Consider the following 20,632-nt stretch of genomic DNA (forward strand, 5'->3'; position numbering starts at 1 on the left):
GGTGAGTTCCCCGCTCCCGCGCGGGAGGACGCTGCCGCCAGGACACGACCGAGGAGGCGCGATGACCGCGAACACCAGCCCGCGACGCGGGACCGTCCACTCACTCGCCGGCGCGGCAGGCTCGTCCGGGGCCGTCATGGCGATCGGCGTCGGGACCATCGCCGCCGGCGCGGTGGTCCTCGCCTGGCCGGAGGCCACGCTGAAGGTCATCGCCGTGGTCTTCGGGATCTCCGCGATCGTCGACGGCGTGGTCCGGCTCGTCTCGGCGCTGTCCGCCGGGGACCGGTCCGCCGGGGAGCGCACGCTGCCCGTGCTGGCCGGTGTGCTGTCGATCCTGGTGGGCATCGTCTTCGTGCGGTACCCGTTCCCGACGCTGGCGGCGCTGACGCTGCTGCTCGGGATGTTCTGGGTGGTCGCCGGCCTGATCCAGATCGTGCACGGGCTGGCGGAACGCGAGACCGGCAGCGCCTGGCGCGTCGCCTGCGGTGCGCTCGCGCTGGTCACCGGCATCCTCGTGCTCGCCTACACCTCGGCGAGCCTGGTCGTGCTGGTCTGGATCCTCGGGCTGCAGCTGGTGCTGGGCGGCGCGCTGCTGTTCGGCTGGGGCGTGGAGGTGCGCCGCGAGGAGCACGGCACGCTGCCGCGCCACGGCCACCGCTCAGCCGAGGCCTAGCTCACGCGCCGCGACCACGGCCGCCCGCCGGTTATTCACGCCGAGCTTGGCGTAGATGGCCCGCACGTGGGTCTTCACCGTGTTCACCGACACCCGCAGTTCCGAAGCCACCTCGTCGAGCGGCTGCGGTGAGGTCAGGCGCGTCAGCACGACCAGTTCCCGGTTCGTCAGCACCGCCGCGGTCGCCGCGCCGTCCTCGGTCAGCACCCGCCGGACCCGCGCGGCGAAGGTCTCGGCCGCGCCGAACCCGCCCATCTGGTCCAGCAGCAGCACTTTGACCTCCGGGTCGGCGTAGGCGAACGGACGGACGATCCCGGCCGGAACGGCGGAGACGAGCGCCTCTTCGAGCGATCCCCTGGCCTTGGTGCGGCAGCCGAGCCGCAGGGCGGTCGCGGCGTCGAGCAGCGCCAGCTCGGTTTCCGTGCCGGCGACCAGCCGGGGCACGCCCGGCTCCCGCGCGGCCCGCAGGGCACGCACGGATCCGTCCACGTCACCGCGCGCGAACCGGGCACGCGCCACGGTGAGGTGCACTTCCGCCACCGGGCCGAGGCGGCGCGCGCCCCACTCGGCGGCGTCGCGGGCGTGCGGGGCCTGCGCCAGGACGAGCGCGCACTGGTGCTCCAGCGCCATCGCGATCGCGGCGAGCGGTCGCGGCACCGGCGCGCCGGCGAGGGCGCTCCGGCTGTCCTGCAACAGTTTCAGGCCGGCCGCGCGGTCGCCGCCGTCGTACCGGGCGGCGCCTTCGATGACCCCGCCCGCGAAGCGCAGCGCGCTCGGCTCGACGCCGTCCAGGCCGGCGGCGAGTTCCAGGGCGCCGCGCAGATCGGTCCGCAGCAAGCGGGCGAAGCCGAGTATCGCTCGGCACACCGCCAGCCAGGGCGAGCGCTTCCAAGTGCCGTGCCCGGCGAGGGTGAGGGCGAGCTCGCTCGCCTCCGCGGCCCCGGCGTCGTCGCCCGCGGCCACCGCCAGCAGGGCGTGCGCGGCCTTCGTGTGCACTTCCAGGTAGTGCAGGTCCTGCTCGTCGCTGAGCCGGTCGGCGGCCGCCAGCTCCCCGGCGGCGCCGCCGTGGTCGCCCGCCGCGAGCAACGCGACACCGTGGTCGAGGCGGGCCCACGCCTCCGCCGCGGCCGACCGGCACACCCCGGCGCCACCGGGCGCCGGGGCACGGCCGCAGGCCAGCCCGTGCGCGGACACCACGAGCCGCCGGAACCCGGCGAGCCCCTCGTCCGGCCGCTCGGGCCACACCCGGGAGCTGCGCGCGATGTCCGACTCGGCCGCGGACAGCTCGCCGAGCTCGAGGTGGGCCAGCGCGGCGAAGAGCAGGAGCCGGGCGTCCCGCGCGACGAGGCTCCCCGCGGCGTCCAGCGCACGCAGCACGAGCCCGGGCCCGCCGTCGAGCAGCACGTCCATTCCCTTGGCGTGCAACAGTTCCGCGGCCGCGCGCTCGTCGCCGGTCTGCTCGGCGTGCAACAGCGCCTCCCGGGGGCGGTCCTGGCCGGCGAACCACCGCGCGGCCCGCTGGTGCAGCACGGTCACCAGGTCCGGCTGGTGCCGGGTGAGCTCGGTCCGCAGGTAGGCCCGCAGCAGGGGGTGGAGCTGGTACCACGGCGGCTCGCCCTCGACCGCGGTGACCAGCACGCCCTCCCGCTCGAGCCCGGCCAGCAGGCCGCCGACGTCGTCGCGCCCGGTCAGCGCCGCGGCCAGCCGCGGCGTCACCCGGTCGCTCACGCTCAGCATGGCCAGGATCTCACGGGAGTCGCCAGGCAGGTGCGCGAGCACCTCGCCGGTGAGGAAGTCGGCCATGGCGTGGTCGTGGCCGGCGAAGTACGGCACGAACCGGTCCGGGTCCTGGGTGGTGCGCAGCGAGCGGGCGGCCAGGCGCAGCCCGGCGGCCCAGCCGTCGGTCTGGCTCACCAGGCGCAGCAACTGATCTTCGCTGAGCCGGACACCACACCCGTCGAGCAGCTCACGCGCCTCGGCGGGGCCGAACCGCAACGCGTCCGCCCGGAATTCCGTCAGACGGCCCTGCACGCGCAGCTTCGCCAGCGGCAGCAGGGGATCCGACCGCGCGGCCAGCACCAGGCGGAGGTTGCGGGGCTGGTGGCGGATCACCGCGGCGAGCACGCGCAGCACGTCCCGGCCGGGGATCTCCTGAACGTTGTCCAGCACCACGACGAGCCTGTGGGGCAGCGCCTCGATCGCCTGCAGGAGTTCGGCGACCGTCACCGCGGCGTCGCCGGGCGGCGCGGACCGGTGCCGCAGCGCGGGTTCCACCGTGGCGAGCGTGTGCTCGGTGATGGCGAACCGCAGCGAAGTCAGGAAGTGCTGCGCGGTGTCGTCGTCGTGGTCGAGCGAAACCCACACCGCGTCCCGCGCCAGTGTGGACATCCATTCGGCCAGCAGCAGCGTCTTCCCGCACCCAGCGGGCGCGCAGACGAGCGTGACCGGGCTGGTGGCCACCGCGTGGGCGAGCTTTTCGCACAACCCCGGCCGGCGCACGAAATTTCCCGGCAACCGCGGTGGCACGACCTTCGTGTGCGGGACACCCCACCGCCGCCCGCCGGCGGGATTCGCCGCCTTTTCATGCATGACTGGAGAAACTATGGGCGGACGGTGTGTCCGGGGTAGGGCCAAGGGTCCTCACCGGACAGGGTCGTCATTCCCCCGGTTCCGCGCCGTGCACGTCGAGCAGTCCGCGCGCGATCGCCACCGCGACGGCGTCCCGCCGCCGGTGCACGCCCAGTTTCGCGTAGATCCCGCGCACGTGGGTCTTCACCGTGTTCGGCGACACGGTCAGGTCGTTGGCGATCTCCTCGACGGACCGCAGCGTGGGCAGCAGCCGCAGCACGCTGCGCTCGCGTTCGGTGAGCGGCTCGGGCATCGCGCTGCCGCCCAGGTGCCGCCTGCGTTCCAGGAGTTTCGCGGCGAAGCCCTCCCGCCCGCCGAGCCTGCCGAGCAGTCCGATCAGCACGGAGATCACCTCCTCCGGCGCGAACACGTAGGGCCGCCAGACGTCGAGGCGTTCCGCGTCGGCCAGGGCCTCGGCCACCAGCCGCCGCGCGGTGTCGAGGTCGCCGTGGTGCAGGACGATCCGGGTGCGCAACAGGCGCGCCTCGATGGCCGACCACGGCAGCACGGCGGTGACGCTGCCGTCGACGACGGGTTGCAGTGCCTTGGCGGCGGGCCCGTGCCTGCCCAGCGCGATCTGCGCGCGCGCTCGCATCAGCAGGAGCTCGGCGGTCCGCCCGAACTCGTTCAGGCACCACGCCACGACTTCGCGGGCGTGGTCGGCCGCGCCGGCCAGCAGCGCCGCCCGGTGCTCGAGGACACCCGAGACCGCGGCGTACTCCGGTTGCAGCGCGCGGTCGCCGAGGCCGAGGCGCACCCGGCGCATCCGCCGCAGGCCGCCCAACCAGTCGCCGGTGTCGAACTGCGCGGCGCCGCCGAGCATCTCCGCGGCCACCTCCAGGTTCCCCCCGATCCGCGCGGCCATGCCGTCGACGGCGCGGGTGGTCTGCACGACGAGCCGCACGCACTCCTCGGGCTCGGCCCGCAGCAGGGCGCGGTACGCGCGGACCACGCCGGTGGTCGCGCCTTCGATCGTGCCCCGGGCGCTGGCCGCCACCGAGTCGAGACGTTCGCCGATCCGGTCCACCGCCGGGAAATCCCCGTCCAGGACGGCGAGTTCACCGAGCATCGTCAGCGCGCGGGCCTCGACGTGGCGCTGGCCGGTCGCCCCGGCCCGGTTCGCCACCGCGTCGACGTGGTCCCGCGCGCCGCGGCGCTCGCCGGTCAGCAGCACCTCCGTTTCGCGTTGCAGCCCGGCCAGCGCCTCCAGATCCGTGTCGCGGGCGAGCTCCGGGTCCACCTCGCGCGCGGCGCTCGCCATTTCGGCCAGGTCGCCGTCCAGCTGGGCCTGGCGGGAGCGGGCGAGCTGCCGGAGCACCACGAGTTCCGGCTGCGGCTCCGCCGGCCACGCGTCCTCCGCGTGGCGCAGGTGCAGCTCGGCCGTGCCGGTCTCACCGGTCTCGAGGCTGAGCGCCGCCGCGAGCAACGCCAGCCGCGGCTCCCGCGCCACCGGCGTTTCGCCGAGCACCCCGAGCGCCTCCCGCAGCACGGTGTGCTCGCCGGCGAGGAAGAGCGGCACCGCGTCCGTCCGCAGCAGGGCGGCCGTGCGAGCGGCGTCGGGGGCGCGGGCGGAGTGCAGCAGCGCTTGCGCGGCGTCACCCCGGCCCTCGAACCACGCCGCGGCGAGCCGGTGCTGGCCCGCCAGCCGATCCGGGTCGCGCCGCGCGAGATCGGCGAGCAGGTAGGTGCGCAGCAGCGGCAGGATCCGGTAGCCGTCCGCCGCGCCCGTTTCCCGCACGACGACACCGGCCCCGGCGAGGTCGTGCAGCACGGCCGCGGCGTCGGACCGGCCGGCCAGGGCGGCGGCCAGCGCGGGCGAGGTGTCCGCGCACACGCTGATCAGCCGCAGGAACTCCCGCACGGCCTCGTCGAACCCGGCCAGCACCTCCTGGTCCAGGTACTCCTCCAGCGCCCGGTCGTGCCCGGCGAAGAACTCGTCGAGACCGCCCTCGCGCACGGCCGCGGCGGCGGCCAGCCGCAGCGCGACCGCCCAGCCCTCGGCCTCCTCGTCCAGCCTGCCCAGAACCCGCGCCGGGACGTCACCGCCGCTCACGGCGAACAACGCCCGCGTCTCGGCCGGGGTGAACCGCAGGTCATCGGGGCCGATCTCGAACAGCTGGTCCGACAGCCGCAGGCGGGCCAGCGGGAGCGGGGGTTCGCGCCGCCCGGACAGCACCAGCCGCAGGCCGGCCGGCTGGTGCCGCACCAGCGCGTCCAGCGCGGTCCGCTGCCCCGCGCCGGCGAGCGCCTCCACGTCGTCCAGGATCAGCAGCGCCCGCCGGGGCAGGACGTCCAGCGCGTCGAGGACCTCGGCGAGGAAACCCGGGTCGGCGGCGGGGTCGCGGGGCACGCTCAGCGTGCGCAACGGGCTGCCGGGCGGGATCCCCGGTCCCGCGGCGAACGCGTCGAGGACCGCCGACCAGAACCGGTGGTCGTCGCGGTCGTCCGGATCCAGCGACACCATCGCCGCCGGGCCGGCCCCGCGGCTGCGCGCCCATTCGGCGAGCAGCAGGGTCTTGCCGGCCCCGGCGGGCGCGCGGACGACGGTGACCGGAGCGGCGGCTCGGTCGAGCAGCGTCAGCAACCGGGGACGGGAGACGAAGTGCGCGGGCAGATCGGGCGCCGTGATCTTGCTCCTCGGCACGCGCCCGCGATCCTCCCCGCTCCCCGGGTCCCGCATCACACTCCCTCTCGCCGGCTCCCAGTGTGGACACCCGGCGCGGCCGTTTCCAGCGGCCAGTGGCATCTCACCCAGGGCAGGCGAGGAAAGCGGCCCGCCCGGCACGGAGTGTGGCGCTGCCGGGCAGCGGCCGGATGCCGTCGCCCCCACCTGCTCGAGGAGGCGGAGTCGTGCCGGAGATGAACTACGAGTTCCGTGTCCACGGGCGGTGCTCACCGCAGCTGCGGCAGGCGGTGGGCGAGTTCAGCGAGGTGCGCGTCGTCCCCGCTCCGCCGGAGACCATCATCTACGGCGCGGTCTCCGACCAGGCGCACCTGCACGGGCTGCTGTTGCTGCTGGAGGACTTCGGCCTGCAGATCGTGTCGGTGCACCGGATCCCCGAGCTGCCCAGAACGGAGACCGGTGATGACTGACACCTCGAGCCGTGCCACGCCGCTGACCGACGGCGAGCGCGCGGAACTGGACCGGTTGCGCGCGGAAGTCGCCACGCTGCGCGAGCGCACGCCGAGACGGCGGATCCGGTGGCGTTCGCTGGCCGCGGGCGTGATCCTGACGCTGGGGTGCCTGCTGATGCCGGTCGCCCTGCTGACCGTCTGGGTGCACAACCAGGTGGCCGACACCGACCGCTTCGTCGAAACGACCAGCCCCGTCATCCGCGAACCGTCGGTGCAGACCGCCATCACCGACCGGGTCACCGCCACCGTGTTCGAGTACGTCGACGTGCCCGAGCTGACCTCCGACGCGCTGGGTGTGCTCAGCGCCCAGGGCGTCCCGCCCGCGGTCACCGACCGGTTGCAGGGGCTCGCCGGGCCGCTGGAGTCGAGCCTGCGCGGGTTCGTGCGCGACCGGGTCGCGGCGATCGTGTCCGGCCCCCGCGTCGCCGAACTGTGGGACCGCTCGCTGCGCACGGCCAGCGAGCAGATGAACGCGGTGCTGTCCGGCCGGAGCGAGGCGGTAGTGGTGTCCGACGGCGAGGTGCGGCTGGACCTCGCGCCTTTCATCGCCGAGGCGAAGAACCAGCTGGTGCAGTCCGGGTTCGGCGTGGCGAGCCGGATCCCCGACGTCCACCCGACGATCGCGATCACCGACGCCACCACCCTGGAACGGGCGAAGAACGGCTACTCGCTGCTGGACAAGGCGGCCACCTGGCTGCCGTGGGTCGCGCTCGCGCTGATCGCCCTGGGCGTCTACGCCGCCCGGCGCCACCGGCGCGCGCTGATCGGCGCCGGCCTCGGTGTGTCGCTGGGGATGCTGGTGATCGCCGCGGCGCTGCTGATCACCCGGGGCGTGCTGGTCGGCGCGGTGCCGCCGCGCGCGACCGTGGCCGCCGGGGTCTCCTACGACCTGATCGTCCGGTTCCTGCGCGACGGCCTGCGGCTGGTGTTCGCCATCGGCCTGGTGGTCGCGCTGGGCGCGTTCCTGGCCGGGCCGTCGGCCACAGCGGTGGGCGTCCGCCGGGGCGCGGGGAAGGCGATCGGCTGGCTGCGCCGCGGCGGGGCCAAGGCCGGATTGCGCACCGGCCCGGTCGGCCCGTGGGTGCACGCGCACCTCACCGCGCTCCGGTTCGGCCTGCTCGGCGTCGCCGTGCTGGTCTTCGTCTCGCTGAGCAGCCCCAGCGGGCTCACGGTGCTGGTGATCGCACTGGTGCTGGTGTTCGCCCTCGGCGTGCTGCAGTTCCTGGACCAGCCCCGCGGCGACGAGGTGATCAACCGGACGGCGGGCTCGCCTGGCACAGGGTGACGGCCTCGCGCAGGGCCGCGAGCGCGTCGTTCGCCGCGGCCCGCACCTGCGGCAGGTCCGGCGGCTGCGCCGTCAGCGCGGACCGCAGGCGCTCCAGCGCGGCCTTCGCCTCGTCCAGCCGGGCGGCGGTGTCCGCGCCGACGACGGCGCGCACGATCTCGACCGACGCGGCCAGCTGCTCGGCCGCCACGCGCACCTGCTCGCCGGTGGCCTGCCCGTTGACGAACTGGGTGACCGTCTCGACGAGCGCCTGCCCGGTGGACACGAGGGCTGCGCACTCGGGACGGCTCGTGGCGCTCGTCGCGGGGCTGCCGCCGGTGGTGGCGGTGGTGGTGGACGTCGCCGAGCCGCCCTCCCCACCGCAGGCGACCGCGCACAGGACGGCCGCGGCGCCCAGCGCCACGCCCGCGGACCGCACGCGAGCATCCACCACGATCGCCTCCCCTCGTCCGGAAACCCCGCCACGATGACTACGCCGCGCTGTCCCCGGCGTCACTCGTTCCGGGTGAGACCGGCCGGAGCCGGGGGTTCCAGTCGTAGACGACCGACGTGCGCAGCAGCAGGTCCTGCAGCGACCGGCGGCGGCCACCGGCCACCACCCACAGCAGGCCGACCGGGACGAACACGCACCCGAGCGCCCGCGCCAGCGCCCGCACCGGGCGGGGCGGACGGCCGCGGTGGTCCACCACGCGCAGCGCGAGCAGCTGGTCGCCGACGCTGCGGCCGGTCGCGGTCCAGCACACGGCGAGGTAGAGCACCGCGATCCCGGCGGCCACGGCGAACGTCACGAGCCTGGCCGGCGCGGGGAAGGTGAACCGCACCGGGTCGAGCGAGTACTCGACCACCGCCCACCCGAGGTAGAGGCCGGCGAGCACCACGCCCAGCACCACGCAGTCCACGACCGCGGCGAGGGTGCGGCTGACCAGTCCGGCGGGCCTGCCCTGGTGGGCGCGCGCGGGTGCGGGCAGCGCGGCGAACCAGGCCGCACCCGGCCCACCGTCAGGTCGCGGCGTCATGCCCGGCCGGGAGCGGCCGCCGCCGTGCGGCGAAGATCCGCCCCGCCCATCGGGCCACCGCGTCGTCCGCGGCCATCGCCTGGATCCGCGCGTCACGCACCGACTCGTTCGCGACCGACCCGGTCGAGGTCCGGATGATCTCCGGCAGGTCGATCTCCTCGATCACGCCGCGCACGATCCCGGCCAGGTCCAGTTCGTCGAGCACGGTCACCACCACGGCGGGCGCGACCCGGCGGAACAGGCGCACACCGTGCGCCACCGCCTCCTGCCGCCGCCGCTGCCCGTCTTCGGCCAGCTCGCGCAGCGGGGCCGGCCAGTTCCCGGTCCGCACGACCGGCGCGAGCACCGGCCGCACGGGCGCGAGGGCCGTGCGCGCCAGGCTTCGCAGCGCGGTGACGGCCAGTGCGCCGCCGCCGAGCACCAGATCCGCGGCGGCCGGACCCGGCCGTGGGCCCTCCGCTGCCACCATGCCGGGATCGTGCCGCGGACCGCCCGCGCCGGCCTCACCCGTCCCGGGTGGTGATGCGCCCCTCGTCGATCGCCGCGCGCAGCGCACCGTGGTCGCGCTCGTTCTGGTCGGCGGCCGTGGTGGCGAAGTCCCGGACCGCGTGGTCGAACACCGGAGACGATCCCAGGTAGGCGGCGATCGCCACGCAATCGCCGGACCGCGCGTGCGCCCTGGCCAGGGTCCAGCCGCACAACCGCGCGTAGGCGGCGAGCCCCTCGGGCCGCATGCCCGACACGGCCGCCGACCCCTTCCAGTCCCGCAGCTGGCGCAGGTAGAAGTCGCGGCTGCGGTCGTCGAACCCGCGCACTCGCACCCAGCCGAGGAAGATGTCGCTCACCGTCTGCATCAGGCGCTGGCCGACCACGACGCGCTGCCCGGCGTTGGCGAACCGGCTCGGCCCGGTGAACCGCTCCAGCACCGATTCTCCTGCCTCCTTGGCCTGCAGGAACAGCGGGTCGTGCTCGTCGTTGCCGAGCAGCAGGATCATCCAGCAGCGGGTGCCGACGCTGCCGACGCCCACGACCTTGAGCGCCATGTCGGCGACCGCGTAGCGGTCCAGCAGCGCGCGCCGTTCCGGCTCCAGCGAGCGCCGGTACGCCTGCAGGATCGCGTCCAGCCGCTCCGCCGTCTCGGCCGGGTCCACCCCGTCGCCCGCGACGCGGTCCAGCGGGATGACGCGCGGCTCGTCCGGGACGATCCGCAGCCGCCCGCCGTCGACCGCGGCGAACCGCCGCAACGAGCCGCTGTGGCCGGAGCTGCGGGCCTTGGCCACGGTCCGGTCCAGGCGCCGCCGCCGCCCGGCCGAGAGCTCGCCGGCGTACACCTCGCGCACGGTCTCCACGTCGGCGTGGGCGTACCAGACCTCCAGCGCGGTGCTCGCGGCGAACTCGCGCAGCGCGCGCCGGTACTCGCCGACCACCGCGAGCACGGCGGTCGTCCGCTGCCCGCCGGTGTGGCCGTTGTCCCGCCCGGCGACCTCGACGCTCGCCGCCAGCCGCTTGACGTCCCACTCCCACGGCCCCGGCAGCGTCTCGTCGAAGTCGTTGATGTCGAAGACCAGACGCCGTTCCGGCGAAGCGTAGAGACCGAAGTTCATCAGGTGGGCGTCACCGCAGGCCTGCACGGTGAACCCGGTGACCGGCGTGCCGGCCAGGTCGGCGGCCATCGGCAGCGCGGCGCCGCGGAAGTAGGTGAACGGCGTGACCGCCATCCGCCCGTAGCGGATGGGCACCAGCTCGGGCACGCGGGAGGCGTCCTGGCCGGCGAGAAGTTCCAGCGGCCCGGGCCCGTCACGGGTCCAGGCGGCGTGCCGGGACCGCGGAACCCGCGTCCGCGCGGCCTTTCCGCGTCCGGCCCGCTCGGCGCGGGTCAGGCCGGCGCCGTCCACGGCCGCCAGGGGCATCGTGCGTGTCGTGGTGCGTGTCATCCCGGCACGGTCCGCGCCGGCGCCGCGGAACGCCTCCTCCGGCCCGGGTGAGGCCGGTCCCGGGCCCCGCGGTCACAGTGGTGGCCCGGCAGCGGGAGGCGGTGTGTGGCGATGACCGGTCGTGCGGTTCGCGTCCCCGCGGCGCGGCGCGGGTTCGCGCTCGCCGCTCTGCTCGCGGGCGCCGCGGCGCTCGCCGTCACGGTCCTGGTGCTGTTGCGGGACCCGCTCGAGCTCGTGGTCGCGGCGGTACTCGTGGGGGTTGCCGTGGCGGCCGCGTGGGCGGCGCTGGTGCGGCGGGGACCGCGGCGCGTCCTGTCCGCCGCGGTGGCGGTGCTCGCGCTGGCCGCCACGGTGGCCCTCCCGGATCTGCGCGCCTACCTGTGGTTCCTCGTGGTGGTCGTGCTGGTCGCGCTGTCCGGGGCGGCGACGCGGGCCGCGCTCGGGCACCCGCCGTCCGCCGACGGCAAGCGCGTCGGCCCGGCCCGGCACGGGGTGCTGATCCTGAACCCGCGGTCGGGCGGCGGGAAGGCGGCCCGGTTCGGGCTGGCGGAGCGGGCCCGCGCGCTCGGGGTGGAGCCGGTCGAGCTGCGCCCCGGCGACGACCTGCGGGCACTGGCCGAACAGGCGGCCGACGGCGGCGCGGACGTGCTCGGCATGGCAGGCGGCGACGGGTCGCAGGCGCTGGTCGCCGACGTGGCCCGGCGGCACGGACTGGCGTTCGTCTGCGTCCCGGCGGGCACCCGCAACCACCTCGCGCTCGACCTGGGACTGGACCGGGAGGACGTGCCCGCGGCGCTGGCCGCGTTCGGCGACGCGCTGGAACGCCGCATCGACCTGGCCGAGCTCAACGGGCGGGTGTTCGTCAACAACGTCTCGCTCGGCGTCTACGCCTCGGTCGTCCAGTCGCCCGACTACCGCGACGCCAAGGCGGCGACGGTCGCCCGGCAGCTGCCCGGCCTGCTCGGCCCGGACGCGCCGCGGCCGGACCTCCGGTTCGGCCTGCCGGACGGTTCCCGCAGCGAATCGGCCGACGTGGTGCTGGTGTCCAACGGCCCCTACCGGCTGGAGCACCTGAGCGGGTTCGGCACGCGGGAACGCCTGGACCGCGGATCGCTCGGCGTGGTCACCGTGACGGTGAACCGCGCGGCCGAGGTGCCGCGGCTGGTCTCGGCGGAGATGGCGGGCCGGATCTCCCGGTTCCCCGGGTACCGGTCGTGGTCGGCGCCGGAGTTCGTGGTGGAGTCGGGACTGCCCGCGGTCGAGGCGGGCGTCGACGGTGAGGCGGCGCGGCTGGCGCCGCCGCTGCGGTTCCGGATCCTGCCGGGCGCGCTGCGGGTGCGGGTGCCGCGCGACGCGCCCGGAGCGTCCCCGGCGGCGCTGCTGCCACCGGGGACGCGGGCCGTGGTCGCGGCACTGTTCCGGGTGCTCTCCGGCCGGACCACCTGACGGTCACACCCGCTGCGCCTCCTCCGACTCGGCGAAGGCCTCGCGCAACCGGGTCTCCTGCTCGGCGGAGAGGTTGGTGGTGATCACGGTCGCGCCGGTCTCCTTGAACGGTTCGAGCACCCGGTCGGCCACGACCTCGCTGGTGACGACGAACAGCGCCGACGTCCCGGGCGTCACCTGGCGCTGCACCTCGCGGATGAAGTCCTCGTCGATGCCGCCGTGCCGCATCGACCCGGCCAGCGCGCCCATCGCGGCGCCCACCGCCATTCCCAGCAACGGGATGAAGAAGATCAGCCCGAACAGGAAGCCCCAGAAACTGCCGCCGAGCGCGCCCGCACCGGTCAGCTTGCCCAGTTCCTTGGTCTTCGGCCTCTTCCGCCCTTCGGGCCAGCTGACGTACGCCGCGTCCTGGATCCTGATCAGCTGTTCCTTCTGCAGCCTGGTCAGCAGCCCGAGTGCGTTCTCGGCCCCGTGCGGCGACTCGAACTTCCACACGCTCAACGTGCCCATACCGTCCTCCTGTTCACCCGGTTCGGGTTTCGACGCGGGGGACTGTGCGCGGCGCGCGGCCCGGTGCCATCACCCGCGGGGAATGAGGCGTCCGCGCGGGCGGCGGTGCACCGTGGAACGTCCGGACCCCGGCTTCCGCGGGAGGCGCGACATGACCGACAGCTACACCTCTTCCACCCCAGCCCGGACGGCCACGGGCTGGACCGGGTGGGTCTCCTTCGGCGGGATCATGCTGGTCCTGCTCGGCCTCTTCCACGCGGTGGAGGGCCTCGTCGCGGTGTTCGACGAGGACTACTTCGCGGTGCCCTCGTCGGGTCTCGTCGTCGAGGTCTCCTACGACGTGTGGGGCTGGGTGCACTTCGGGCTCGGGGTCACCGCCGTCGTCATCGGCTGCGGCGTCCTGGCCGGCAACCGCGTCGCGCAGTACCTCGGCGCGATCCTGGCCGGCGCGAGCGCGATCATCCACCTCGCCTTCGTGCCCGCGTACCCGGTCTGGTCGCTCATCGTCATCACGCTCGACGTCTTCGTGATCTACGCGCTCATCGCGCACGGGCGGGAGATGCGGCTCACCGACTGATCCGCTCCAGCAGGAGGAACCCATGACTCAGCAGCATGCGCAGCCCCACGTCGAGCCGCTGGGCGGCACCCGTCCCCCGGAACCGGCGCCCGCCCCGTACGAGTCACGCTCGGCCTGGATGGGCTGGGTGTGGTTCGGCGGCGCGATGATGGTGCTGCTCGGGATCTTCAACGTCATCGAGGGGCTGGTCGCCCTGTTCAACGACGAGTACTACCTCGTCGGGGCCGCGGGCACGCTGGTGTTCGACCTGACCGGCTGGGGCTGGGTGCACCTGATCGTCGGGGCGCTCGCCGTCGCCGCCGGCATCGGGCTGTTCACCGGCGCCGCGTGGGCCCGTGTCACGGCGGTCGTCCTGGCCACGGTGAACGCGGTCGCCCAGCTGGCGTTCCTGTCGGCGTACCCGGTGTGGGCCACGCTCGTCATCGCGCTCGACGTGGTGGTCATCTGGGCGGTGGTCGTCCACGGCGGCGAGGCACGCCGGCTCCAGCGGTGACGGCCGCGGAGGGCCCTGCGCCACACGGATTTTCCTGGGAGCGCTGACGGATCCCCGGGTAATCGCGGACGACGGCGGAGCCGGGGTGATCGTCATCGACCCGCTCCTCGTGCGCGTGGTCGTCCAGGTCACCCCCGGCACCGAGGCGCCCGCGGAGAGCGACGTGGCGCAACTTCTTCCTGACCGGAGCCGTGGAACTGCGGGGAACGCCGGCGAGCACGGCGTCGGCCGGACACGATCGCCGCGATGACCGCTGCCGGACCTGTTCGACGCCCTGGCCGGCCGCGTCACCTTCCGACCGGAGAACCGGACGAACGTCACATCCGCACCCTACGCGAAAGTAACCTACGGTCCCGTAACCTGACGGGATGGCAGAGCTCGTGTACCCGCCCGTCGTCCTGTTCGCCAAGACCATGTTCCGGGTCCTCGACCTGAAGCTGCGGGTCGAGGGCAGCGAGCACGTGCCGGCCCGCGGCGGCGCGGTCATCGCCTGCAACCACGTCTCCTACCTGGACTTCGTCTTCTGCGGGCTGGGCGCGCAGCCCGCGAAGCGGCTGGTGCGCTTCATGGCCAAGAAAGAGGTCTTGACCTCCGGATCTCCGGGCCGCTGATGCGCGGAATGCGCCACATCCCGGTCGACCGCAAGGCAGGCCGCGGCGCCTACGACGAGGCGGTCGCCCGGCTGCGCGACGGAGAGGTCGTCGGCGTCTTCCCGGAGGCCACGATCAGCCCGTCGTTCACCGTCGAGGAGGTCAAGTCGGGCGCGGCACGCATGGCGGCGCAAGCCGGGGTGCCGCTGATCCCGATGGCGGTGTGGGGCTCGCAGCGCCTGTGGACGAAGGGCAGGCCGCGCAACCTGACGCAGCGGCACGTGCCCGTCTCGATCCTGATGGGCGAGCCGCTGCGCCCCGGCCCGGACCACGACGCCGACGCGGTCACCCGCGAGCTGCGCGACCGGATGAGCCTGCTGCTCGACAAGGCGCAGGCGGAGTACCCGGACAAGCCCGCGGGCCCCGACGACCTGTGGTGGCTGCCCGCCCACCTCGGCGGCACCGCGCCCGCGCCCTGAATTCAGACGTCGATCAGCGCGGTGGCCAGCCACCGCCCGTCACCCGCCGGCTCGCAGCGCAACCCCGTCGCGGACACGCGCTTCGGGAGCGCGCCGCACGGCAGGATCGCGCCCGCGTCCACCGTCGCGCATTCGACCGACAACCCGGTGGCCGTGCGGACGACCGTGACGGACACCGGGATGCGGTTCAGCACGCGGATGCAGTCGATCGCCCTGGTGAGCAGGGCGCGGAGCAGGTCGGTGTCGCTGCCGCCGGACACGCTGAACCGCACGTCGGACGACGGCCGCGGCACCCGGCCCAGGAAGCTGCGGACCATCGCCTCCACCGCCTCGGCCAGGCAGGCCTCGCGGCCGGCGGCCCACGCCCGGATCCGCAGATCCGCGGCGTGGACCGCACGGCGGCCGTCCCGGCCGGCCAGTGCCCGCGATCCCACGCGGTCCACGATCCGCCCGCCCGCGGCCGCACGCACCACCCGCCGGGGATGAACCGTGGTCAACCGGGCGCCAGGCGGGCGTCCACGGTGATCTCGATGTGACGGCCGATCACGAAACGCGGGACGCGCATCCTCAGCGGGGCCCGGTCGAGGACGCCGGTCGCGATCAGGTGCGGGGCCTCCGGGCGGTCGTCCGGGGCCGGCTGGACCGTCAGCGTGATCGGGCAGGTGGCGCCCCGGAGCTCCAGCGCGCCGTCGACACGCCCGGCGTCGGCGGCGGTGCCGGTGAACCGCAGCACCGGCCGGGCCGCGCTGTCGAGCAGGCTCGGCTTGCGCAGGTCGGCGTCCCGTTTCGCGTGGCCGGTCTCCAGCCCCGCGAGGTCGAGCTCGGCCCGCACGGCCGTGCCCTGCACCGAGCCGCCCCGCACCGGGATGGTGCCGATGACCCGATTGAACCCGAGGTTCCGGACGGCGAACCGCGCGGTGGTGCCCGCGGCGACGACGGTCCAGTTCCCGCTGCGCACGGCGGTCATCGGGGATCACCCACCGGCGCGGGCAGGTCCGCGTGGAGCACGCGGTGCACGTCGACGCGGTCCGGGCCGGGGAGCAGGGCCTCGTCCTCGCCGGGCAGCAGCTCGGTCGTCATCACGGCCCGCTGCGCCGCCTCGATCGCCTCGACGCTGTCGGCGAAACCCAACACCAGGCAGGCGTTGTCCTCCCCCACCAGCGCGTAGCAGTTGCCTGCTCCCGGCACCTCGCGGACGGCGGGCCAGATCCGGTCGCGCCCCGCGCGCGCCCCGGCGTCGGAGACCTCCTGCCTGCGCGGCCCGGCGAACCAGGTGACCTGCGCGAACCGCGGTTCGCCCGGCGCGGTGCCGGTGAACTCGACCTGGTAGACCGCCGAACCGCCGCCCGCGGCAGCGCTGTCGCGGTCCGGCCAGAAGGTGATCTCGGCGCCGGCCGCGCCGGCGATCTCGGCGAGCACGCAGCCGCCGAGGGAGCCGGGCCGGGACGTGCCCCGGTCCTCGTCTCCGTCGCCGGACGAGCGCCGGAACTGGTGAACGGTGGCGTACATCGGGTTCTCCTTCCCGCTGTGGTGACCGCACGACTGTCCGCCCGGCGGCGGGGCCGCCACATCAGTGCCGGCACGGATGCGCGGCACTGAATCCCGTCACGGAGCGGGCCGCGCGGGCGATACTCCTGGCGTGGGCACCGAGCCGTTCGTCGGCCGCGCCGCGGCGCGGGGCGAGGTCGCGCGCCTGCTCGGCGACGCCGCCGCGGGCGCGGGCGGACTGCTGCTCGTCGCGGGCCCGGCAGGCATCGGCAAGACCCGGCTCTGCGAGGAAGCCACCGCGGGCGGCCCGGCGCCGGTGCGGTGGGGCCGGTGTGTCGACGATCCGGGCGCGCCGCCGCTGTGGCCGTGGCGCCGCGTCCTGGCCGGGCTGGACGTGCCGGAACCGGACCAGGTGGGCGACCTGGCCGCCGCGCGGTTCCGCTTCGCGGCGGCGGCCACCGACGCGCTGGTGGCCGCCGCCGAGCCGGACGGCCTGGTGCTCGTGCTGGAGGACCTGCACTGGGCGGACGAAACGTCGCTGCGGCTGCTGCGGCACCTGGCCGGCGAGCTGCACCGGTCCCGGCTCGCCGTGCTCGCGACCTACCGCGACACCGAGCCGGGGCGGCTCGACGCGGCGCTGCCGGACCTCCTCGGCCGTCCCGGCGCGCACGGCATCACCCTGCCGCCGCTGTCCGAAGCGGAGGTGCGCGAGTTCCTGGCCCACCACGGTTGCGGCCTCGACGCCCGGCACGCGTTGCGGCGATCCGGCGGCAACCCGCTGTACCTGCGGGCGATCGCGCGGTCCGGCGACGGCGTTCCGCTCGGCCACCTCGTGCGCACGACGGTCGCGGCGCTTCCGTCGCAGACGCGGGAACTGCTGGAGATCGCCGCCGTGCTCGGCGAGGAGGTCGACAGCGCCGTCCTCGCCGAAGTGTCCGGAGTGGACGATGTGGCCCGCTGGCTCGATCCCGCCGTGCGGGCCGGGGTGCTGGTGCCGGCAGGAGCGGGGCTGCGCCGCTTCGCGCACGCCGTCGTGCGGGACGGGATCTACGCCGGCCTCGAGCCCAGCGTCCGCGAGTCCCTGCACGCCCGCGCCGCGCGGGCGCTGGAAGACCGGGCGCGGCGGGATCCGGCGCTGGCCGGGGTGGTCGCCGGGCACTGGCTGCGGTCCGCCGCCGACACACCCACACTGTCGCGCGCCGCGGACTGGCCCCGGCGAGCGGCCGCGGAGGCGACCCGCTCGCTCGCCTTCGCCGAAGCGGCCCGGTTCCTGGGCTTCGCGCACGACGCGCTGCGCCGGGCGGGCGAGTTGCCGCGCCTGCCCGAGCTGCTGATCGAGCTCGCCACCGCCGAGTACCGCGCCGGCCGCTTCCGGCAGGCCTTCGAGCACGCCCGGGAGGCCGCGCGCGGCCGTCCCGACCTCGCGGCCGCGGCGGCACTGGTCGTGCGGGACATCGCCGCCCCGGATCTGGTGCCGGGCCTGGCCGAGCTCGCCACGACCGCGCTCGGCGTCGTGCACGATCCCGCACTGCGGTCCCGGCTGCTGGCCCAGTGCGCGTCACTGGCGGCCGAGACCGGGAGCACCGCGGAAGCCGCCCGGCTCGCCGACGAGGCGCTCGCGCTCGCCGAGTCCAGCGGCGACCCTGAGGCGCTCGTGGACGCGGTGCGGGCGCGGTTCAAGGTGTGGCCGATCGAGCTGCCGCTGCCGGAACGGCTCCGGCTCGCCACACTGGCCATCGACCTCGCCGCCCGGACCGGCCAGCCGCTGCTGGCGTTGTGGGGGCACAAGTGGCGGCTGGACGCGGCCTTCGAGGTCGGCACGATGACCGCCGTCGACGTCGAGCTGGCCGCGATCTCCGAGCTGGCGCGCGCCACCCGGCTGCCGCTGGTGCGCTGGCACGAGCTGCGGCTGCGCGCGTCGGTCCTGGCCTACCGCGGGTCGTTCGCGGCGGCCAGGGAGCTGGACGAGCTGGCCACCGAGGTCGCCACCGCCGAGCTCGCCGAGGACGAGACCGCGGCCGGGTTGTCCTTCGCGTTCCGCCAGCAGCTGGCCACGGTCACCGGCGACCCGGGCGAGATCCCCGACGGCGCCGACTTGGCGCTGGACCAGACCCCGGCGCTCGCGATCGCCGTCGTGTCGGGACCGGTGGTGGCGCTCGTGCTCGGGCGGCGGGCGGAAGCGGCCGCCCGCTACGAGTCGGTCCGGCCGAAGGTCGACACCGCGTTCCTCGCCCAGAACCCGGCGACCGCGTTCCACCTGCTGTTGCTCGCGGACGAGTTCGGCGACCGCGAGATCGCCGGGCTGGTGGCCGACCACCTCGCCACGCTGCCGCCGGTGGTCTCCGGCGGGGCCGGGGTGTTCTGCTCGGACACGTTCGTGGCGTGGCGGGCGCGTGCCGCGGCGGTGCTGGGCCGGGACGAGGACGCGCGGCGCTGGTTCGCCGAGGCCATCGCGATCGACACCCGCACCGGCGCGCGCCCGTACGTCGTGCTGAACCGGCTCGCGCTGGCCGGACTGACCGGCGACACACCGCTCGCGCGGGCCGCGCTGTCGGAAGCGCGGCGCCTGCGGATGCCCGGCGCCGTGCGGCGCGCGTCGGAGCTGCTGGACCGCCTGCGGGCGGCCGATCCGCTGACCGCGCGGGAACGGGAGATCGCCGGCCTGCTGGCGGCGGCGCTGTCCAACCGGGCCATCGCCGAGCGGCTGGTGCTCTCGGAGCGGACGGTGGAGAGCCACGTGCGCAGCATCCTGAACAAGCTGAACCTGGCCAACCGCACGCAGATCGCGGAGTGGGCGCGGACGGCGGGCGTCGGCTGACCGCCCGGCGGACCGGAGGTGACCGGTCCGCCGGGCGGGTGGATCAGGCCTTCCGGCGGGCGCGGACCACGAACAGCAGCGCCGCGCCGCCGAGGACCAGCGCCGCGCCGAGTGCGATCAGCCAGCCGCCGTCGAACCCGGTGTAGGCCAGTTCCTCGGCGTTCTGCGTGGTCGCCTTCGGGCCGCCACTGGTGGTCGCGACGGCGCCGCCGCCGGCCGCGGAGCTGCTGGTGGTGCCCGCGCTGGACTCCGGCGTCGTGCTCACGGCGCTCGACGGGACGTGCCCGGGGACGCGGTCGTGGTCGCGGTGGTGGTCCCGGTCGCCGGCGTGCTGGGCGCGGTCGTCGTGGTGGTGGTGGTCGTGTTCTCGGTGCCGCAGACGAACCAGTGGCTCAGCTGCGGGATGTTGGCGTTCTGGCCGGTCACCGGGGCCCGCAGGTCCATCCACGGTGGACTGTCCGGCAGGCCGAGCTTGCCGGGTTCGTAGACGTTGTAGGCGCTGCCGCCCTTGACGACGATGCCGGTCACCGTGATGTCCGGGGAGACGGTGAGGATGTCGAGGTACTGGTCGTCCTCGAGCTTGCCGCGGGTGTAGGTGTAGTCGTCCGGCGAGGTGAGGATCGAGCCGGCGAGCTTGGCATCGGCGCAGGTGCTGGCATTGCCCTCGTGCCGCGCGGCACGGGGGTCTTCGGCGGCCGCGTGGGCCGTCGCGGTGCCGAGAACGAAACCGGTGGCCAGCAGGGCCCCGGCGACGGCCGCGCGCAGCGACCGGCGTCCGATGAACGTCATCGTGGGAACTCCAGGAAAGGTCGGGGGATTTCGCGCGCCGCCGGGCGGCGCTACGAGCAGGCGCACGCTACCCCGGATGGCGGAACATGATCACACCGGAATGCGCTCGGTGACCGTTTCGAGTCCGTTTGGTGCTCGTTCCGAAGTAGAACACCGGTAAACGCGAGTGTGTTTCAACCACGATGTAGAGCAGTGGTGGGTGATTCTTTGACTGAACGTCGTGAAACGACTTCCACCGGCGGTGCGATTCCTCCACCGTGGATCCGGGGGAAACCGTGCTGTGGACCGGCGAGGCAGGTCCGGTGCCGCCCTGGTACCGCCGCCGGAACGCCGTCATCGCAGTCTGCGTGTACGCGACGCTGGCGGCCGTGATCGTCGGGCCCTCGATCCTGGTGTCCGGTTGGAACGGTCTGCTCAACGCGGCGGTACTGGCGCTGCTGAGCGTTCTCACCCGGCCGCTGTGGGCGCGGTGGTCGCTGACCCTCGGCCACTACACGGTGACCTCGCGGCGGATCATCGTCGAGCGGCGGATCAACGGTTTCCGGGTCCGGCGCAGCGAACTGCTCACCGACCTCACCACGCCGAAGCTTTTGGAGGACGGCTCGATCGCCTTCGGCGACCCGCGCGAGCAGGAGAACCCCGGGCACCGCGCCAGCGGCCTGCTCGTCCCGCCGCTGGTGCTGCACAAGGTGCCCGACGCCGAGCACGTCCTCGCCCTCATCCGCGAGGCACAGCGGGACGCCCGGGGCTAGGACGCACGACCAACCCGCC

21 protein-coding genes and 1 pseudogene are annotated in these 20,632 nt (G+C 74.9%); 10 read left to right on the plus strand and 12 right to left on the minus strand.

All coding sequences use genetic code 11. The features are described from left to right. Positions 1 to 61: 61 nt before the first annotated feature. Positions 62 to 673, plus strand: a complete 612-nt coding sequence (locus ABZ215_RS22825) for a DUF308 domain-containing protein (RefSeq protein ID WP_237334625.1) — start codon at positions 62 to 64, stop codon at positions 671 to 673. Here the strand turns inward: ABZ215_RS22825 and ABZ215_RS22830 are convergent. Beyond that, positions 659 to 3,262 (minus strand): LuxR C-terminal-related transcriptional regulator, encoded by a 2,604-nt coding sequence (locus tag ABZ215_RS22830; RefSeq protein ID WP_354951398.1) that lies wholly within the window; start codon positions 3,260 to 3,262, stop codon positions 659 to 661. The genes ABZ215_RS22825 and ABZ215_RS22830 overlap by 15 nt on opposite strands. 67 nt (positions 3,263 to 3,329) lie before the next feature. Continuing rightward, positions 3,330 to 5,945: a LuxR C-terminal-related transcriptional regulator gene (locus ABZ215_RS22835; protein ID WP_354951400.1), complete on the minus strand. Its 2,616-nt coding sequence runs from the start codon at positions 5,943 to 5,945 to the stop codon at positions 3,330 to 3,332. 215 nt (positions 5,946 to 6,160) lie between these two features. On the opposite strand from ABZ215_RS22835, the gene ABZ215_RS22840 reads away from it, so the two are divergent. Together ABZ215_RS22840 and ABZ215_RS22845 are read left to right on the plus strand one after the other, a co-directional pair. Further along, positions 6,161 to 6,394 carry a hypothetical protein gene (locus ABZ215_RS22840; protein WP_039791719.1) on the plus strand — a complete coding sequence of 78 codons (234 nt, stop codon included), beginning with the start codon at positions 6,161 to 6,163 and terminating at the stop codon, positions 6,392 to 6,394. Beyond that, the gene (locus ABZ215_RS22845) at positions 6,387 to 7,721 is read left to right on the plus strand and encodes a hypothetical protein (protein ID WP_354951402.1); all 1,335 of its coding nucleotides are present in this window, start codon (positions 6,387 to 6,389) and stop codon (positions 7,719 to 7,721) included. Before ABZ215_RS22840 ends, ABZ215_RS22845 begins: the two co-directional genes overlap by 8 nt. Here the strand turns inward: ABZ215_RS22845 and ABZ215_RS22850 are convergent. The 4 genes from ABZ215_RS22850 to ABZ215_RS22865 are packed head-to-tail and all read right to left on the minus strand — an operon-like array spanning position 7,687 to position 10,671. After that, positions 7,687 to 8,154 carry a hypothetical protein gene (locus tag ABZ215_RS22850; RefSeq protein WP_235716206.1) on the minus strand — a complete coding sequence of 156 codons (468 nt, stop codon included), beginning with the start codon at positions 8,152 to 8,154 and terminating at the stop codon, positions 7,687 to 7,689. The genes ABZ215_RS22845 and ABZ215_RS22850 overlap by 35 nt on opposite strands. A 37-nt stretch (positions 8,155 to 8,191) precedes the next feature. Further along, a complete protein-coding gene (locus ABZ215_RS22855; RefSeq protein ID WP_084506146.1) occupies positions 8,192 to 8,737 on the minus strand; it encodes an RDD family protein in 546 nt (181 codons plus the stop codon). Next, the gene (locus ABZ215_RS22860; protein WP_020420111.1) at positions 8,721 to 9,206 is read right to left on the minus strand and encodes a hypothetical protein; all 486 of its coding nucleotides are present in this window, start codon (positions 9,204 to 9,206) and stop codon (positions 8,721 to 8,723) included. Before ABZ215_RS22860 ends, ABZ215_RS22855 begins: the two co-directional genes overlap by 17 nt. 34 nt (positions 9,207 to 9,240) lie before the next feature. Continuing rightward, positions 9,241 to 10,671 carry a DUF2252 domain-containing protein gene (locus tag ABZ215_RS22865; RefSeq protein ID WP_354951404.1) on the minus strand — a complete coding sequence of 477 codons (1,431 nt, stop codon included), beginning with the start codon at positions 10,669 to 10,671 and terminating at the stop codon, positions 9,241 to 9,243. Between the two features lie 111 nt (positions 10,672 to 10,782). Between ABZ215_RS22865 and ABZ215_RS22870 the strand changes: the two genes are divergently transcribed. Beyond that, positions 10,783 to 12,117 carry a diacylglycerol kinase family protein gene (locus ABZ215_RS22870; RefSeq protein WP_020420113.1) on the plus strand — a complete coding sequence of 445 codons (1,335 nt, stop codon included), beginning with the start codon at positions 10,783 to 10,785 and terminating at the stop codon, positions 12,115 to 12,117. Positions 12,118 to 12,120: 3 nt separating this feature from the next. Here the strand turns inward: ABZ215_RS22870 and ABZ215_RS22875 are convergent, their stop codons facing one another. Beyond that, positions 12,121 to 12,627 (minus strand): DUF1269 domain-containing protein, encoded by a 507-nt coding sequence (locus ABZ215_RS22875; RefSeq protein WP_354951406.1) that lies wholly within the window; start codon positions 12,625 to 12,627, stop codon positions 12,121 to 12,123. Between the two features lie 151 nt (positions 12,628 to 12,778). Between ABZ215_RS22875 and ABZ215_RS22880 the strand changes: the two genes are divergently transcribed. The 4 genes and pseudogenes from ABZ215_RS22880 to ABZ215_RS22895 all read left to right on the plus strand — a co-directional run bounded on the left by ABZ215_RS22880 (position 12,779) and on the right by ABZ215_RS22895 (position 14,766). Continuing rightward, positions 12,779 to 13,204: a hypothetical protein gene (locus tag ABZ215_RS22880; RefSeq protein ID WP_354710206.1), complete on the plus strand. Its 426-nt coding sequence runs from the start codon at positions 12,779 to 12,781 to the stop codon at positions 13,202 to 13,204. Positions 13,205 to 13,226: 22 nt separating this feature from the next. After that, a complete protein-coding gene (locus ABZ215_RS22885; RefSeq protein WP_020420116.1) occupies positions 13,227 to 13,697 on the plus strand; it encodes a hypothetical protein in 471 nt (156 codons plus the stop codon). Between the two features lie 85 nt (positions 13,698 to 13,782). After that, complete coding sequence (locus ABZ215_RS22890) at positions 13,783 to 13,947, plus strand: hypothetical protein (RefSeq protein ID WP_237334618.1); 165 nt, start codon at positions 13,783 to 13,785, stop codon at positions 13,945 to 13,947. Between the two features lie 163 nt (positions 13,948 to 14,110). Then, positions 14,111 to 14,766 (plus strand): annotated as a pseudogene (locus ABZ215_RS22895) (lysophospholipid acyltransferase family protein). A 2-nt stretch (positions 14,767 to 14,768) separates the two neighbouring features. On the opposite strand, the gene ABZ215_RS22900 reads toward ABZ215_RS22895, so the two are convergent. The 3 genes from ABZ215_RS22900 to ABZ215_RS22910 are packed head-to-tail and all read right to left on the minus strand — an operon-like array spanning position 14,769 to position 16,275. Further along, complete coding sequence (locus ABZ215_RS22900; protein ID WP_354951408.1) at positions 14,769 to 15,200, minus strand: archease; 432 nt, start codon at positions 15,198 to 15,200, stop codon at positions 14,769 to 14,771. A gap of 59 nt (positions 15,201 to 15,259) precedes the next feature. Then, positions 15,260 to 15,733, minus strand: a complete 474-nt coding sequence (locus ABZ215_RS22905; protein ID WP_354951410.1) for a YceI family protein — start codon at positions 15,731 to 15,733, stop codon at positions 15,260 to 15,262. Then, on the minus strand, positions 15,730 to 16,275 hold the full coding sequence (locus tag ABZ215_RS22910; protein ID WP_354951412.1) for a hypothetical protein: 546 nt from the start codon (positions 16,273 to 16,275) through the stop codon (positions 15,730 to 15,732). Before ABZ215_RS22910 ends, ABZ215_RS22905 begins: the two co-directional genes overlap by 4 nt. Before the next feature lie 130 nt (positions 16,276 to 16,405). Between ABZ215_RS22910 and ABZ215_RS22915 the strand changes: the two genes are divergently transcribed. Then, on the plus strand, positions 16,406 to 19,072 hold the full coding sequence (locus tag ABZ215_RS22915; protein WP_354951414.1) for an AAA family ATPase: 2,667 nt from the start codon (positions 16,406 to 16,408) through the stop codon (positions 19,070 to 19,072). A 43-nt stretch (positions 19,073 to 19,115) separates the two neighbouring features. Here ABZ215_RS22915 and ABZ215_RS22920 read toward each other — a convergent pair whose 3' ends face one another. Both ABZ215_RS22920 and ABZ215_RS22925 read right to left on the minus strand, forming a co-directional pair. Continuing rightward, entirely contained in the window at positions 19,116 to 19,337 is a 222-nt protein-coding gene (locus tag ABZ215_RS22920) for an LPXTG cell wall anchor domain-containing protein (RefSeq protein ID WP_354951416.1), read from the minus strand. Next, positions 19,334 to 19,861, minus strand: a complete 528-nt coding sequence (locus tag ABZ215_RS22925) for a hypothetical protein (RefSeq protein WP_354951418.1) — start codon at positions 19,859 to 19,861, stop codon at positions 19,334 to 19,336. The genes ABZ215_RS22920 and ABZ215_RS22925 overlap by 4 nt, the downstream gene beginning before the upstream one ends. Positions 19,862 to 20,118: 257 nt before the next feature. Here ABZ215_RS22925 and ABZ215_RS22930 point away from each other — a divergent pair, with 257 nt between their 5' ends. Beyond that, positions 20,119 to 20,613, plus strand: coding sequence for a hypothetical protein (locus ABZ215_RS22930; RefSeq protein ID WP_354951420.1), 495 nt, complete (start codon positions 20,119 to 20,121; stop codon positions 20,611 to 20,613). Positions 20,614 to 20,632: the final 19 nt, after the last annotated feature.

Origin of the sequence: Amycolatopsis sp. NPDC006131 (assembly GCF_040614175.1) — a bacterium.
In the GTDB taxonomy this organism is placed as follows: domain Bacteria; phylum Actinomycetota; class Actinomycetes; order Mycobacteriales; family Pseudonocardiaceae; genus Amycolatopsis_E; species Amycolatopsis_E tucumanensis.

What these genes read in the sequence shown, in the direction of transcription:
- ABZ215_RS22885 (WP_020420116.1), top strand. Translation starts at nt 13,227, where the DNA reads ATGACTCAGCAGCATGCGCAGCCCCACGTCGAGCCGCTGGGCGGCACC.
- ABZ215_RS22925 (WP_354951418.1), bottom strand. Translation starts at nt 19,861, where the DNA reads ATGACGTTCATCGGACGCCGGTCGCTGCGCGCGGCCGTCGCCGGGGCC.
- ABZ215_RS22880 (WP_354710206.1), top strand. Translation starts at nt 12,779, where the DNA reads ATGACCGACAGCTACACCTCTTCCACCCCAGCCCGGACGGCCACGGGC.
- ABZ215_RS22860 (WP_020420111.1), bottom strand. Translation starts at nt 9,206, where the DNA reads ATGGTGGCAGCGGAGGGCCCACGGCCGGGTCCGGCCGCCGCGGATCTG.
- ABZ215_RS22905 (WP_354951410.1), bottom strand. Translation starts at nt 15,733, where the DNA reads ATGACCGCCGTGCGCAGCGGGAACTGGACCGTCGTCGCCGCGGGCACC.
- ABZ215_RS22865 (WP_354951404.1), bottom strand. Translation starts at nt 10,671, where the DNA reads ATGACACGCACCACGACACGCACGATGCCCCTGGCGGCCGTGGACGGC.
- ABZ215_RS22875 (WP_354951406.1), bottom strand. Translation starts at nt 12,627, where the DNA reads ATGGGCACGTTGAGCGTGTGGAAGTTCGAGTCGCCGCACGGGGCCGAG.
- ABZ215_RS22855 (WP_084506146.1), bottom strand. Translation starts at nt 8,737, where the DNA reads ATGACGCCGCGACCTGACGGTGGGCCGGGTGCGGCCTGGTTCGCCGCG.
- ABZ215_RS22840 (WP_039791719.1), top strand. Translation starts at nt 6,161, where the DNA reads ATGAACTACGAGTTCCGTGTCCACGGGCGGTGCTCACCGCAGCTGCGG.
- ABZ215_RS22845 (WP_354951402.1), top strand. Translation starts at nt 6,387, where the DNA reads ATGACTGACACCTCGAGCCGTGCCACGCCGCTGACCGACGGCGAGCGC.
- ABZ215_RS22825 (WP_237334625.1), top strand. Translation starts at nt 62, where the DNA reads ATGACCGCGAACACCAGCCCGCGACGCGGGACCGTCCACTCACTCGCC.
- ABZ215_RS22870 (WP_020420113.1), top strand. Translation starts at nt 10,783, where the DNA reads ATGACCGGTCGTGCGGTTCGCGTCCCCGCGGCGCGGCGCGGGTTCGCG.
- ABZ215_RS22910 (WP_354951412.1), bottom strand. Translation starts at nt 16,275, where the DNA reads ATGTACGCCACCGTTCACCAGTTCCGGCGCTCGTCCGGCGACGGAGAC.
- ABZ215_RS22830 (WP_354951398.1), bottom strand. Translation starts at nt 3,262, where the DNA reads ATGCATGAAAAGGCGGCGAATCCCGCCGGCGGGCGGCGGTGGGGTGTC.